This is a genomic window from Actinoalloteichus caeruleus DSM 43889, from assembly GCF_000429185.2.
Taxonomy (GTDB): Bacteria; Actinomycetota; Actinomycetes; order Mycobacteriales; family Pseudonocardiaceae; genus Actinoalloteichus_B; species Actinoalloteichus_B caeruleus.
The window spans coordinates 5,379,450-5,393,803 of sequence record NZ_AUBJ02000001.1 but is presented as its reverse complement, the minus strand read 5'-3'; the positions used below and the strand labels follow the sequence as shown (position 1 = coordinate 5,393,803).

At 71.4% G+C, this 14,354-nt stretch carries 11 protein-coding genes; 6 read left to right on the top strand and 5 right to left on the bottom strand.

The genetic code is table 11. From position 1 onward, the window contains the following. Nucleotides 1-91: 91 nt before the first annotated feature. Nucleotides 92-988 (bottom strand): phytoene/squalene synthase family protein, encoded by an 897-nt coding sequence (locus tag G443_RS21960; protein ID WP_026418555.1) that lies wholly within the window; start codon nucleotides 986-988, stop codon nucleotides 92-94. Between the two features lie 526 nt (nucleotides 989-1,514). Between G443_RS21960 and G443_RS21955 the strand changes: the two genes are divergently transcribed. The 3 genes from G443_RS21955 to G443_RS21945 all read left to right on the top strand — a co-directional run bounded on the left by G443_RS21955 (nucleotide 1,515) and on the right by G443_RS21945 (nucleotide 6,534). Continuing rightward, the gene (locus tag G443_RS21955; RefSeq protein WP_026418556.1) at nucleotides 1,515-2,675 is read left to right on the top strand and encodes a class I SAM-dependent methyltransferase; all 1,161 of its coding nucleotides are present in this window, start codon (nucleotides 1,515-1,517) and stop codon (nucleotides 2,673-2,675) included. A 293-nt stretch (nucleotides 2,676-2,968) separates the two neighbouring features. Further along, complete coding sequence (locus G443_RS21950; RefSeq protein ID WP_026418557.1) at nucleotides 2,969-4,804, top strand: ABC transporter ATP-binding protein; 1,836 nt, start codon at nucleotides 2,969-2,971, stop codon at nucleotides 4,802-4,804. Between the two features lie 38 nt (nucleotides 4,805-4,842). Further along, nucleotides 4,843-6,534 carry an ABC transporter ATP-binding protein gene (locus G443_RS21945; protein ID WP_245588766.1) on the top strand — a complete coding sequence of 564 codons (1,692 nt, stop codon included), beginning with the start codon at nucleotides 4,843-4,845 and terminating at the stop codon, nucleotides 6,532-6,534. Between the two features lie 13 nt (nucleotides 6,535-6,547). Here the strand turns inward: G443_RS21945 and G443_RS21940 are convergent, their stop codons facing one another. Next, a complete protein-coding gene (locus tag G443_RS21940) occupies nucleotides 6,548-8,143 on the bottom strand; it encodes an FAD-binding oxidoreductase (protein WP_081715381.1) in 1,596 nt (531 codons plus the stop codon). A 110-nt stretch (nucleotides 8,144-8,253) separates the two neighbouring features. Beyond that, the gene (locus G443_RS21935) at nucleotides 8,254-9,441 is read right to left on the bottom strand and encodes a glycosyltransferase (RefSeq protein ID WP_026418558.1); all 1,188 of its coding nucleotides are present in this window, start codon (nucleotides 9,439-9,441) and stop codon (nucleotides 8,254-8,256) included. Between the two features lie 484 nt (nucleotides 9,442-9,925). On the opposite strand from G443_RS21935, the gene G443_RS21930 reads away from it, so the two are divergent. Beyond that, nucleotides 9,926-10,804, top strand: a complete 879-nt coding sequence (locus G443_RS21930; RefSeq protein WP_016696892.1) for an endo alpha-1,4 polygalactosaminidase — start codon at nucleotides 9,926-9,928, stop codon at nucleotides 10,802-10,804. Nucleotides 10,805-10,927: 123 nt separating this feature from the next. On the opposite strand, the gene G443_RS21925 is transcribed toward G443_RS21930, so the two are convergent. Then, nucleotides 10,928-11,587: a TetR/AcrR family transcriptional regulator gene (locus G443_RS21925; protein WP_026418559.1), complete on the bottom strand. Its 660-nt coding sequence runs from the start codon at nucleotides 11,585-11,587 to the stop codon at nucleotides 10,928-10,930. A 99-nt stretch (nucleotides 11,588-11,686) separates the two neighbouring features. On the opposite strand from G443_RS21925, the gene G443_RS21920 reads away from it, so the two are divergent. Then, nucleotides 11,687-12,100 carry a VOC family protein gene (locus G443_RS21920; RefSeq protein ID WP_016696894.1) on the top strand — a complete coding sequence of 138 codons (414 nt, stop codon included), beginning with the start codon at nucleotides 11,687-11,689 and terminating at the stop codon, nucleotides 12,098-12,100. Nucleotides 12,101-12,209: 109 nt separating this feature from the next. Here G443_RS21920 and G443_RS21915 read toward each other — a convergent pair whose 3' ends face one another. Next, the gene (locus tag G443_RS21915) at nucleotides 12,210-13,247 is read right to left on the bottom strand and encodes a nitronate monooxygenase (RefSeq protein ID WP_051313875.1); all 1,038 of its coding nucleotides are present in this window, start codon (nucleotides 13,245-13,247) and stop codon (nucleotides 12,210-12,212) included. Nucleotides 13,248-13,334: 87 nt separating this feature from the next. Between G443_RS21915 and G443_RS21910 the strand changes: the two genes are divergently transcribed. After that, a complete protein-coding gene (locus G443_RS21910) occupies nucleotides 13,335-14,234 on the top strand; it encodes a phosphotransferase family protein (RefSeq protein ID WP_026418561.1) in 900 nt (299 codons plus the stop codon). The last annotated feature ends 120 nt before the right edge of the window (nucleotides 14,235-14,354 follow it).

The following is a 14,354-nucleotide window of genomic DNA, read 5'->3' as shown; positions in this document are numbered from 1 at the left end:
GCGGGACCCGTCCCGGGTGCCGCTCCGACGCCCGGGCGGGGTTCGGGCGGGGGTGTCCCCGGTGGCGAGCCGGGTAACGGACGTGTCTTCCTCACGAACCGAACCGTCCCTTCTCACGGCGGGCACCGAGGAGGTGCGTCCCGAGCACCAGGGCCTGGGTGGAGCGGGACAGCTCGACCCGCTGGCGCAGGGCCCGGGCACCAGCCCGGTCGACCAGCTCGAAGTGCGTCATCATCACCCTGGTCGCCGCGGCCATGAAGGGCCGGTCGACCGGGGGCAGGTGGTGCACCAGGGCGGCCCCCTCCCGGCACATCTCCCGAGCCCTGGAGGCGAGGTGGCGCACCAGGTCGTCGAGGGCGGGGCTGGGGAGGCCGCGTCGGAACTCGGACCGGCTGACCGAGAACCGCGCCAGGTCCTCGTCCGCCACGTAGACCCGCCCCCGTGGCAGGTCCACCGGGAAGTCGCGGGTGATGTCGACCAGTTGGAAGACCTCCCCCATCTTCGAGGCCAGCCGATCGGCCTCCTCGGAGACGACGCCGAGGAGCCGCACTCCCAGCAGAGCGGGCACCCCGGCCACCCCGCGCAGGAACTGGCGGAGGTCCTCGAACGTGGGGAATTCGGCGGGGCCGGCCGCGTCACGCGCCGTCGCGTCGAGGAAGGCTTCGAAGAGCGTGGGGTCGAGGTCCCGTTCTCTGCTGGTGTGCACCACCGCTCGGCGGAGCGGGTGATCGCTGTGCCCCCTGCGCAGCTCGCGCAACGACTCCTCGGCCCACCGGTGGAAGTGCCTCCGCCGTGAGCCCGGGGTCTCCCCTTCGTCGGCGATGCGGTCCGAGGTGGTGCAGAAGGCGTAGACGGCGTGCGCGTGGGGGCGGGTCCTGGCCGGCAGGAGCGCACGCACCGTGAGGAAGCTCAGGCGGTCGCCAACGGCGTGCACCCGACGGCACAACGCGAAGGAGTCACGCAGCGTGGAATCGTTTCTCGCGGCCATTCCGCCCCCGTCGCCCGTCGGTCAGCTGTTTCCGCGAACAATGGGGTCAATCGGATCGGCTGGCAATTCGAGTCCAACGACCGTGGCAGCTCGATTTCCCAGATCGGGACGCGATCCACCGAATCCTCACCACGTTCTGGACCACACGAGTCGTGGTCGTCATCAGATTACTCATCGTGGATCACCCGGACCATCACACGATCGGGGCTAATGGTTGCCTCCTTCCGTGACCGACCGCCCCGGACCCAGGCGAGATCAGGACGGGGACCGGCGTCGGCCACCCAGTTGGGCGGAGCGGTACCACGACACGGCCGTGGACCGGTGGGCGCGGGTGGACCACGGCAGCGGGAGGGGACCGCGGGGGACCGCCCTGGTTCGCGCCACCGCCTCGGAGCGGCACCTTCGGCATAGTCTTCGGTCCCACCGCAGGGACTTCGGCCGTGGCGACCATCAGCCTGTAACCAGGCGGTCGGCTGCCGAGGGCGGACGTCGGCCGCCCCCAGCCACGACGATCCCTGGAGTACCGATGCAGAGGAAAGCCCCGGGCAACACGGTCGAAGCCCTGCTGCGCGCCGCGGCGGGACCCCCCGACGAGATCGGCGCGCTGGTCGACGAACTGACGTTGGAGACGGTGGTACCGCTGGTCATCGACGAGATCGTCAGCCGGTGCGCACCGCCGAGCGGGGTGACCGCGACGCTGGTGCTCGAACTACGACGGGGCGAGGGCAGGTCGGAACACACCTTCTCCTTCGACGGGGGAGAGCTGGAGGTGACCGCCGGGCGAGCCGGGGACCCCGGTGCGCTGGTCCGCTTCGAGATCGCCGACCTCGTCACCGCGCTGTACGGCCCCGCCACCAGGCCATCCGGGACCACCAGGCAGGTCGAATCCCTGCTCACCCCTCCTGGGCGGGACCCGCGCGAGGACAGCTACCTGATGTTCCAGGCGCAGCGGCCCTATGCCGAGGCGATCCAGGCCGTGCTCTCCGGCTGCCTGTCGGCTCCTGTGAGCCTGGACGACCTCGCGGTGCGGTTCGGCTCCGACAAGTGGGGTTTCCTCCACTGGTTCACCCAGCACTACGCCGAGCACTTCCGGCGGTTGGCGGACGAGCCGGTGCGCCTCCTTGAGATCGGCGTCGGCGGGTACGACGACCCCACGGCGGGTGGGGCATCCCTGCGGATGTGGCAACGCTACTTCCGCAGGGGCCTCGTCTACGGACTCGACATCCACGACAAGTCGACCATCCGCGGTCCGAGGATGCGCACCATCCGGGGCGACCAGAACGACCCTGAGTTCCTGGGGCGGCTCGCCGAGGAACTGGGGCCCTTCGATGTCGTGATCGACGACGGCAGCCACGTCAACGAGCACGTGTCGACCTCCTTCGACGCCCTCTTCCCCCACGTCAGGGAGGGTGGGATCTACGTCATCGAGGACATGCACACCTCGTACTGGGAGGGTTTCGGTGGCGGCCCGCCCGGCAGCGGGGTGACCGGCACCTCGGTGGAGCGGGTCAAGGCGCTTCTCGACGGGCTGAACCTGCTCGAGTACCGCTCGCTGGACGAACACACGCCGTCGATGACCGAACGGTATGTCTCGGGCGTGCACTGCTACCGCAACATCGCCTTCGTCGACAAGGGGCTCAACACCAAGGACGCGCCGCCGCCGTGGATTCCCCGCGAGCCGGTCTGACGCACGCCCAGCACAGGCCCCGCCACCGCTCGCCGGGCTCGCCCGGCGAGCCCACGCGGCCGACGCGTCGGCACCGGTGTCACGGGACCCCGTGGTCGCGTGGTCTTAGCTTAGACTAACCTCACTGGTGACTGACCGTCGGTCATTCGTTCGTCGCAGGACATGGAGTCGCTGATCCGTGCCCTCCGCGACTGTTGGCCGACCCGGGTGCCGCCCGCGTCACTCGCCACCAACGGAGGATGTCGAGAGCCGCGGGACGGGAAGGTGAAGGACGAGCGGAGCGAGGGATCCTCATGAAAAGCACGGAGACGACGGCGGAGCAATTCGAGCCCGCCGGCGCCCCGGCATCTGATGAGCAGCAGCCGAGGGCCGAACCGAACGAGCCCCGTCTGCTTCCGATCCGCGACACGGCCCGGATGCTCCGCCCGGTGCGACGCCACCTCATCACCTGCGCGGTGTTCTCCGCCGTGGCGGCCGCCGCGGGCTTCCTGCCGTTCGTGGCCGTCGCGGAGATCGCGCGAACCGTACTGGGGAACACCGGTGGTCCGGTGGCGAGCACGGTGTGGGCCTGGGCCATCGCCGGCGCCTGCGGCGCGCTCCTCCGGCTCCTGCTGCTCGGCCTGTCCACCCACGTCGGGCACAAGGCCGACGCCCAGATGCTGCACAGCCTCCGGGTGCGGATCGTCGGGCGACTCGGCACCGTCCCGCTGGGTTGGTTCCGCGCGGCGGGGTCGGGGCGGGTCAAGAAGGCGATGACCGACGACCTCGAGGAGATGCACGAGCTCTTCGCCCACGCGCTGGGCGGCCTGCTCGGCGCGGCGGTGGCGGTGGTCGTCGGAACGACCTACCTCTTCCTGGTGGACTGGCGGATGGCCCTGGTCACCCTGGCCGTGCCCGTGCTGACGCTGATCACCTACCGGATGTCGATGCGTTCGCTGCCCGAGCACATGTCCCGTCTCATCGCGGCGGAGGGCCAGATCAGCGCGGCGAGCGTGGAGTACGTCGACGGCATCGGCGTGGTCAAGACCTTCGGCGGCACGGAGGGACGGGTCCTGGGCCGGTTCGCCGACGCGATGGCCGAACACACCGCGGCCTACCGGGCCTGGATGGCGGGCCACCGCAGGAGTTCCGCGGTGAACCGGGTGCTCGGATCCGAGATGGCGGTCTTCGGGGTGGTGATGGCCGGCGGGCTGGCCTTCGTGGCCGCCGGCTGGCTCCCCGTGGCGGACCTCCTCCCCTTCCTCGTGGTGGGAGTGGGCCTGCCCACCTCCTTCAGCCCGATGATCCACGGTGCCCAGGGTCTCCGGATGGCACGGATGGCCGCCGGCCACATCGACAGCCTGCTCAGGCACCCACCGCTGCCCGAACCCGACCACCCCCGCCAACCCGAGGGGTACCGCATCGAGTTCGACCGGGTGTCCTTCTCCTATGACGGAGTCACCAACGCCGTGGCGGAGATCGACACGGTTTGCGAGCCCGGCACGGTCACCGCCATCGTGGGGCCGTCCGGCGCGGGGAAGAGCACCATCGCGAGCCTCCTTCCCCGGTTCTACGACGTCACGGCCGGCGCCATCAGGATCGGGGGCGTGGACCTGCGGGATATCTCCTCCACGACCCTGCTGGCGTCGATGTCCCTGGTGTTCCAGGACGTCACCCTGCTGCGGGACACGGTCACCGAGAACATCAGGGTGGGGCGCCCCGGTGCCACCGACGAGGAGGTCAGGGAGGCCGCGGAAGCAGCACAGATCGACGAGGTCATCAAGCGGCTCCCGCTGGGGTACGACACGGTGCTGGAGTCGGGGACGGGCGGTCTGTCCGGTGGCGAGCGTCAACGGTTGACCATCGCGCGGGCGATCCTCTCGCGGGCACCGATCGTGGTGCTCGACGAGGCGACGGCCTCGCTCGACCCGGACAGCGAGGCCGCGGTGCAGGACGCGCTCGCCCGGCTCGTCGCGGGGAAGACGGTGGTCGTGATCGCCCACCGGCTGCACACGATCCAGCACGCCGACCAGATCCTCGTGCTGGAGGCGGGCCGCGTCGTCGAGAACGGCACCCATGCGGAACTCCTCGGACGACGAGGCCTGTACGCCCGGATGTGGCGTGCCCAGCAGAACGGAGACAGCAGGTGATTCGCAGGCTCTACCGCTTGTGGCCCCATCCCGGCCTGATGGTCCGTGTGTGGCTGATGACGGCGGTCCTCGCCGTGCTGCAGGGGCTGTTGCTCGGGTTGCTGATCCCGATCCTGCGCGCGGTGTTGCGCCCGGAGCCAGATTTCGCGGCCGCCGCCCCGTGGCTCGTCGTTGGCGGACTCGGACTGGCCCTGTACGCGGTGCTGAGCGTGGTGGCCACGCCTCTGGGGTTCACGGCGAGCATGAAGCTGGCCGAACAGCTCCGGCACCACCTGATGCGCCACGTCACCACCCTTCCCCTGGGATGGTTCACCTCGGACAGGAAGGCGACCTTCGTCCGCACGGTCACGAACGTGACGGGCGTCCTGTCCCAGCTGACGGTGACCGTCGCCGCACCGGCGATCACCTGCGTCCTGGTGCCCGTCACCGTCATCGGGGTGACCTTCGCCGTGGACTGGCGCCTGGCGCTGGTGCTGCTGGCCACCCTCCCGCTCGCCCTGGCCGTGATGCGGGTCTCCCGTCGGACCGTTGCCCGGGTGTCGGTCGACATGGAGATCGCGGCGAACGAGGTGGCCGGACGCGCCATCGAGTTCGGCCAGGCGCAGCCGGTGCTCCGGGCGGCGGGCACCAGCTCCACGGGCAGCGCGCGGATGCGGGAGGCGCTGGACGACCACCGCTCGCAGTACCGGCGTGGCCTGGACCGGATGTTGTTCCCCGACCTCTCCTACAGCGGGGTCGTGATGATCGGCTACGTGGTGGTGCTGGTTCTCGGGGTCCAGTTCCTGTTGTCCGGCACGCTGTCCGTGGCGGACTCCCTCGCACTGCTGATCCTGGCCATCCGCTTCCTGGAACCGCTCGGGGCGATGATCGACCACGCGTCCGGGATCGGAGCGATGGACTACCTCGCCGAGCGGGTCGAGAAGGTGCTGCGCATCCCCGCCCTCCCCCACCACCCGAACCCGGTGCGCTCTCTCCGGAGCGCCGACATCGAGTTCTCCCGGGTGACCTTCTCCTACGGGGACACACCCGCCCTGACCGATGTCTCCTTCCGGTGCCGGCCGGGCACCACCACGGCGCTGGTGGGGCCTTCCGGGTCGGGGAAGACGACGATCACCCGGCTCGTGGCGCGGTTCTTCGACGTGGATTCCGGCAGCGTGCTGGTGGGCGGCGTGGACGTCCGGGAGCTGGACCACCCGGTCCTGCTGAACGACGTCGCGATCGTCTTCCAGGACGTCTACCTGTTCGACACGACGATCGAGGAGAACCTCCGGCTGGCCCGGCCGGAGGCGAGCCGGGCGGAGTTGGAGGAGGCTGCTCGCAACGCCCGCCTCGACGAGGTCATCGAACGGTTGCCGGCGGGGTGGCGGACCCGCGTGGGGGAGGGCGGCACCCAGCTCTCGGGTGGCGAACGTCAGCGGGTCTCCATCGCCAGGGCCTTCCTCAAGCGGGCCCGGGTGGTGCTCATCGACGAGGCGGCCTCGGCGCTCGACCCCGAGAACGAGAGTGCCGTCAGCCAGGCCATCGCGAACCTGTCGGTGGACCCCGAACGGACGGTCATCGTGATCGCCCACCGCCCCGGGACGCTGGCCACGGCCGATCAGGTGGTGGCCCTCGACAGGGGGCGCATCGCGGAGGTCGGGACACCGGCGGATCTGCGGAACACGGGCGGGATCTTCTCCCGCCTGTACGACCAGTACGAGCACGCGAGGAGCTGGCGGATCACGAGTTGACCCCCCGGGTGGTTCAAGGGGTGGGTGCGGGTTCGCCGGGCGGGTCGGCCGGGCGGACGGACAGGGCGTGCCGGAACACGTCGCGTGGGTCCCAGTCGCGCTTCACCCGTCGCAACCGCTCGTAGTTGTCCTTGTAGTACAGGTAGTGCCAGGGCACGCCGGAGGTGTTCCAGGCCGGGTCGGCCAGGTCGGTGTCGGGGTAGTTGATGTACGTACCGTCGTGGACCTCACCGGGAACGGGAACACCTCCGGTTTCGACGTAGACGTCCCGGTAGAACCTCCGCATCCAGTCGAGGTTCTCGGCGTCGTCCGCCGCGTCGGACCAGATGGCGATGTACACGGCCTTGAGGACGGAGTCGCGCTGGGCGAGCGCGGTCGCGGCCGGGTCGACCGCGTTGATCTGGCCGCCGTAGGCGAGCAGCCACAGCCTGGCGAGTTCGACTCCGGCCCGGGGGCTGGTCAGGTAGTCGTAGACGGTGTCGATCTGCTGGCGGGTGAAGCCCCGCCGGAGATACCCGGCCTTGCCCTTGTACCGGTCGTACTCCGCTCCCCGGTGGGCGTCGCCATCGGGCACAGGGGGCATCATCGTGTAGAGCCACGGTGTCGCCTGTCCGATGTGCTGCTCACCGCCCACTCCGTCGCCGACCTCGTCGAGGTAGTCCGCCAGCATGCGGCGAGCGTCGGGCAGTCCCCCGTCGATCATGGCGGCGACCACGACGGCTTCGCCGTCCTCCTGGTCGCCCCGCCCGGTGACCACGAGTCGGGAGGCGAGTGCGGCGTACCGGCAGCCGGGGGAGCTGTTGGCCTGGTGCCACCGCCCGTGGTTGTCCATCAGCTGGTGGAAGGCGTCGCGGGTCAGCCCGTCCCAGGTCCAGCGGCGCACACCGGTGAGCAGGGTGGCGGGCGGTGGGGGTAGGAGTTGGGCCGGGTCGTCACCCGGGGTCACGGCGCTTCGCAGCCAGTACCGGGTGACGACGCCGAAGTTGCCACCGCCGCCGCCCGTGTGCGCCCACCACAGCTCGTGGTGGGGGTCGGCCGGGTCCCGGGTGGCGATGACCGCGCGTGCCGTGCCGTCGGCGTCGACCACGACGACCTCGACGGCGAACAGGTAGTCGACGACGGAGCCAAGGCTGCGGGAGAGCACCCCGTATCCCCCGCCCTGGATGTGGCCGCCGACGCAGACCGAGTGCCCCCAGCCTCCCGGTATGGTGACCCCCCAGGTCAGGTAGAGGACCCGGTAGATCTCGCCCAGCGTGGCACCGGATTCCACGACGAAGGCCCTCCTCCCGGGATCGTGGTAGACGCCGTTCATGGCGGACAGGTCGATGATCACGCCGTCGCTGGCTTCGCCGACGGAGTTCTCCATCGAGTGGCCTCCGCTGCGGATCGTGATCCGGTCCCCCGCCCGCACTGCCTCGGTGACGGCGGTCACGACCTGCTCGGTCGTCCGGGGGACGCGGAAGTAGCGGGGACGGTGTTCGAACCGCTCGTTCCTCACTCGGAGCGCGAGGTCCTCGTACCGGGCGTCCTCGGGGGTGATGCGGGGCGGGCCCGGGTCGCCGCTGAGGACCTTGGGGTTGATCAGCCGGTTCGACGGCACCTCGTCCATCGTGGACGCTCCTTCGCGGGTGTGGACGGTTGGCTTGCGATCGCGGTCACGCGGTCACGCGGTCACGCGGTCACGCGGTCACGCGGTCACGCGGTCACGCGGTCACGCGGTCACGCGGTCAGCTGAGCGAGGATGTCGGGCAAGTGGTCGGCGATCTCGTCCGGGCCGGGCATCGCGGCGATCTCGTCCGCGACCCGTCGCGCCGACGCGCGGAACGTCGGTTCGGCGAGCAGGCGTCGCGCCGAGGCCGCCACCGCCGAGGCGGTGAGTTCCTCGGGCAGCAGCCGTTCACCGGCGCCGGCCGCGAGGACGGCGTCGGCGTTGACGAACTGGTCGACTCCTCGCGGGAGGAGCAGTTGGGGCAGGCCCTTGGCGAGCGCGCCGAGCATCGTTCCCGAACCGGCATGGCTCACGACGAGTTCGAGGTGGGGCAGTACGGCCGCCTGCGCCACCCAAGGACGGACGATGACGTTGTCCGGTGGGGCCCCCAGCACGTCCACGGGGAGTTTCGGACCGGTCGCGACGAGGACCGTCGCGTCGAGTACCGCGAGACCCGCCACCGTCTCGCGGATCGCGGCCGAGGCGCCCTCCGCCCCGGCCTCGGTGCCGAAGGTGACGTAGACCCGGGGGCGGTGACCGGTGGAGGCCGGTAGGGGCGGCAGCGGGTGGGCATCGTCGACGTGGGGGACGGGACGGAGTTCGACTCGTCTCGCGCCGGCCACGAAGTCGGGGTCCTGCATCGAGGGCGGGTAGATATCGAGGTAGGGATGTCCGAGGGGGTTGGGGTCGGTCAGGTCGAGACGCAGCTTCCGTTCGGCCGCGAAGTCCCGAACCCTGCTCACGTACTCGGGTGAGAGCTGGGTGAGCGTGCGGTGACCCAGTCCGTGGGCAAGCGCGGGAACGCCCACCGCCACTGCCGCGATCCCAGCTCCAGGGCAGACCGCGTCGTAGACGAGGAGGTCGGGGCGGAACCGTCGCAGTGCGACCTCCAGGTCATCCGCGTAGCGGCGCGGGAGCACCGAGCCGAAGACGACGGCCAGGTAGCCCGGGATCTGCTCCGGGCGCAGGTCCGCGATGCGGACGGGTCGCCCGAACACGTGGTGGGCGGCTTCCTCGAACGCCGCCGGCATGGACATCCCCGCCGCGACCGGTTCCAGCCCCAACGCCGCCACCCGTCCGTGCAGCCCGGCGTCGATGGCATAGCCGACGTGGTGTCCGTGCCGGCTGATCGCCGTCGCGAGGGGAAGGAGTGGGAAGAAGTGGCCGATCGAGGAAAGACCTGCGAACAGCACGCGCATCTGGCCCCCAGGGTTGGTTCGGAGCATGGCGCCGGGTGAGGGGCCCCGGCGCTGCCCTCCGCTCCGGCTGGCCACCCGTCCCGGTCCCGGTCGGTCGGTTCCAGCGTGGGTGGCCTACCGGGAGAAGTCGCTGCGGTGGGACCGAAGTCTTTGCCGACGCCCTGGTGGTGGGCGGGACCGTCAGGGTGGCCACGTTGGTCCGAACGAGGGGGCGATGGGACATGCTCGCTCGCCCCCGGCATCCGCCCCGCCCCCGGTTCGGCCCTGGTCGGCCAGGAAGCGGGAGTGTTCGGGCCGGGTGCCTCGCACGTCCGGTGTCCCGAGAGCCGGCGGCCGGCCGGGTGTGCCGTCGCACACCACGGGCCCGGCTGGCGGTAGGCAGGAAGATCAACCTGTCGTACGCTCCGCCCCGTTCTCGCGCCGGGCTGGGAGGTCCCGCTCGGCGCGGGACGACCGCACGAGTCGCTTGCGAGGAGACGAGAGCATGTCCCGACACTCCACCGCGGCCACCCTCGCGCTGTGCCTGCTCGCCACGGGTTGCGCGTACGGGTCCGCCGCCGGGCAGCCGGCTGAGCCGGAATCGACGACGGTGGCGCGGGAGGACGCCCAGGGGTGGGCCGCGCCGCCGGTCAACGCCTCCTTCGACTACCAGATCGGCGGTGAGTACCCCTTACCGGAGGACGTGACGGTGGTGTCCCGCGACTGGTACTACGGTTCCGTCCCGCAGGACGTCTACGGCATCTGCTACGTCAACGCCTTCCAGACCCAACCGGACTGGTCCGGGACACGACCCGATGAGCTGTCGAACTGGCCGTCCCACCTGGTGCTCCTCGAACTGGGCGACGACCCGAACTGGGGCGGCGAGTACCTCGTCGACATCTCGACCGAGGGCAACCGGATCGACGCGGTCGAGCACCTGCGGCCGATGTTGGAGACCTGCGCCGACAAGGGGTTCTCGGCGGTGGAGTTCGACAACCTCGACTCGTGGATGCGCTTCGACGGGACGCCGGTCGAGGAGTTGGTCCCCTTCGGGCAGGACGAGGCGGTGGACTTCGCGGCCCGGCTGACTGAGGTCACCCACGACCTGGGGATGGCCGCGGCCCAGAAGAACACGGTGGAGTTGCCGCGCGCGGTGTCGCTGGAGGAGATCGGGTTCGATTTCGCGATCGCCGAGAACTGCGGCATGTGGCGGGAGTGCCAGCTGTACCGGCAGGTGTTCGGCGACAACCTGATCGCCATCGAGTACGAACGCCAGCACTTCGAGTCGACCTGCGCCGAGATCGGTGACAGCGTCTCGGTGGTCCTGCGGGACGTGAACGTCACCCCGCCGGGGTCGCCGACGTACCAGTACGACTCCTGCTGATCGCGCCGCGGCTCGGCCTCCCGGTCGTGAACGCCGCGACCGGGAGGTGAGCGCGGAACGCCGACCTGGGCCGTGCTGGCGCCCGTGCCCCGGCACTCCCAGGCACTCCCCGCCAGGCCGCCGTCAGGCCCGCTGTTCGGCGCTGCCCGTCCTTCCGACCGGGGGCTGGCGGGTGGGTGACCCGCCCGGGGAGGAACGCAGCGATCCGAGCAGTCGGCGCAGGGCGGCGACGGTCTCCTCCAGTTGGGCCGGGGAGTCGGCGCGGGCCAGCCAGAGCGCGGCCTCGTTCATGGCGCCGGAGAGCAGGCGCACCAGTGGTTCCCGTGGTTGCTGGTCGATGACGCGCGCGGTCATCAGCTGGTCGAGCACCTCGTCGAGGTGACGCGCCGACGATTCCTCGTCCAGGGCGCGCCACTCCTCCCAGCCGAGCACCGCGGGACCGTCGACGAGCATGACGCGCCGCACCTCGGGGGCGGAGCTGGCGACCAGGAACTCGCGACAGCCGGCGAGGAGGCCCTCCCAGGGGTCACCCTGCCGCTCGGCGGCTGCGACGACGCGGTCGGCGACCTCCTCCTGCGCTTGGCGCACCACGGCTCGGAACAGGCCGGCCTTGCTGCCGAAGTGGTGGTAGAGCGCGCCCTTGGTCAGCGCGAGCTCCCGTGCGATCTCGTTGAGCCCCACCTCCGCGTATCCCCGCCTGGAGAAGAGCGCGCGGGCCGTGGTGATCAGCGCCTGTCGCGTCGCCTCGCGCTGCCGGGCCTTGCTCGACGTCGTCGCTCCCATCGGTCTCCTTCCGGTACCCCAGTTTGACATACCGAGGGTATGCGTCCTAGCGTCCCCCAGGTCACATACCGAGGGTATGTGAAGGGAAGGACGGGAACCATGACGCTGACCAGTTGCTATCCGGTGCTGTGCACCACCCGCCTGCGGGAGAGCCTCGACTTCTACACCCTCCACCTCGACTTCGACATCACCTTCGAGTCGGACTGGTACGTAAGCCTGCGCCACCGCGGCGCGCCACACCAGGAGCTCGCCCTCCTCGCGGCCGACCACCCCACGTTGCCGGAGAGCCACCGGGGCGCGACCGCGACCGGCGTGCTGATCAACATCGAAGTCGACGACGTGGACGCCCAGTACGCGCGCCTGGTGGAACGGGCGGGACTCCCCTGCCTGCTCGATCTCCGCACCGAGGACTTCGGGCAGCGCCACTTCATCACCCGGGACCCCAACGGCGTGCTGGTGGACGTCATCACCCCGGTGGCACCCACCGTGGACTTCGCCGACCAGTACTCATGACCCGTGGAGGGGAGCGCCGAGGACGGGCGGCGGGGCGCCGAACGCCGTGGGCTGGGGTGGACACCGCACTCCCGCTGCTGGCGACGACGACCGTCCGCCCCGTGACGGGTCAGCCGACCAGCTCCTGGCAGATCGCGGCGGCCGGGCGGGCGCTGGCGGACCGGAAGCCGGTGCCCGCCCACAGGTGTGTCGTGCCCGTGTCCCCCGCGCGGGCGGCCGCCGCCCGCAGCGGCGCCGTCATGCGGTGCACCTGCGGGTAGGCGGCCGGCGCGGCCTCGTCGTGGGCCGCGAGGAAGCGGTTGACCAGGCCACGCGCCCGACGACCGCTGAACGCCCTCGTCACCCTCGTCGTCCTCGGCTCCGGATCGACGAGAGCGGCCCGGTGGGTCGCGCTCGCGCCGCTCTCGTCGGCGAGGAGCAGGGCGGTGCCGACCTGGACGGCCACCGCTCCCCCACCGAGCGCGGCCCGCACCGCGGCCGGCGAGGCGAGGCCGCCGGCGGCCAACAGGGGCAGCGGGACACTGGCTCGCACCGCCGCCAGGAGGGAGGCCAGCGGCTGGACCCGTTCCTCGGTGTCGTCGAAGGACCCCTGGTGCCCACCTGCCTCGGCTCCCTGCACGCACAGCGCGTCGGCTCCCCGTTCGGCCGCCGCACGGGCCTCCTCCACGCAGGTGACGGTCACGACCACCAGGCTGCCGGCCCGGCGCAGCGCACGGACGGCGCTCGCGTCCGGCAGCCCGAAGGTGAACGACACGACCGGCACGGGATCGTCGAGGAGAGCGGCGAGCTTGGCGGGGAAACCGTCGTCATCCCAGCGCGGCTCCCCCAGTTCGACACCCACCCTGGCGGCCTCGGGTGCCAGCCGCCGCCGGTACTCGTCGAGCTCCGCCGGGACGGCCCGGTCCTCGCCGGGCACGAACAGGTTCACACCGAAGGCCCGGTCGGTGCGGCCCCGCACCTCGCTCACCTGGTGGAGCATCTCCTGGGCGGAGCGGTAGCCACCCGCGAGGAACCCGAGGCCACCCGCCGAGTTCACGGCCACGACGAGGTCCGGGGTGCTCGCGCCACCGGCCATCGGAGCCGCGACCACGGGCGTCGTCAACTCGTCGAACTCGCCCACACCGATCTCCGTCCTCCGCCGGGCCATCGCACTCCTCCTGGAGCATCGCACGCCTCCCACCGTCCTCGGCCACGGTCCCCTCGGCGCCGCCGGAACCCGGGATACGGTCGTCGGGTGCCGCCCGACCACGACAGCAGCAACCAGCCGCTCAGCCCGGACACCGCCGGAACGGTCCTGCGGGAGGTGTGCCGGCGAACGGGGATGTCCGCCCCCGACGCCAGGCTCATGCGGATCGGGGACAACGCGGTCTACCGCGTCGGGCCGGTCGTCGTCCGGATCGCCAGGTCCGCGGCCCTGCTCCCGGCGGCACGCCGGGAGGTGGCCGTCGCCCGGTGGCTGCGGACCCGGGACTTCCCGGCCGCCGTCCCGCTCGACCTCGACCAACCGATGATGGTGCTGGGTCGGGTCGTCACCTGCTGGGAGGCGGTCGAGGTCACAGCCCCGGCCACGACCGGGCAACTCGCCACGCTGCTCCGCCGGTTCCACGAGCTCACGGCACCGCCGGAGCTGGACCTGCCAGCCCTCAACCCCTTCGCCCGCGTCGACCACTGGCTGGCGTCCGCCCCGCTCGACGAGCAGGACCTGGACTACCTGCGCGGGCGGGTGCACCAGGCTCGGACCGACTGGGCCGACCTCGACTTCGTGCTACCGACGGGGGTGGTGCACGGTGACGCCAACACCGGGAACGCGGTGGTGGACGGTGCGGGCCGACCGCTGCTCCTCGACCTCGAGTACGCGGCGACGGGTCCGCGTGAGTGGGACCTGCTCCAGACGGCTCTCTTCGCGGACAGGTTCGGCTGGCACACCGAGGCCGAGTACCGGGCCTTCTCGGACGCCTACGGCTACGACATCCGCCGCTGGCCCGGTTACCAGCGGCTCGCGGACATCCGCGAGGTGCTGATGACCTGCTGGTTGAGCGCCAGGGCCGACGACGAGTGGGCAGCGGGGGAACTCCGGAAACGCCTGCGCGCGCTGCGCACCGGGGCCGACCGGCACGACTGGTCCCGGCGCTGACCCCGGTCGGACGAGGCCGGGACGACCGGCCGGGGAACGCTCGCGGCACCGGGCCGCCCCGGGTCGGGGACCGCCGGACCCGCCGCCCCGGGCCAGGGACCGGGGGCTCCGGTGCGCACC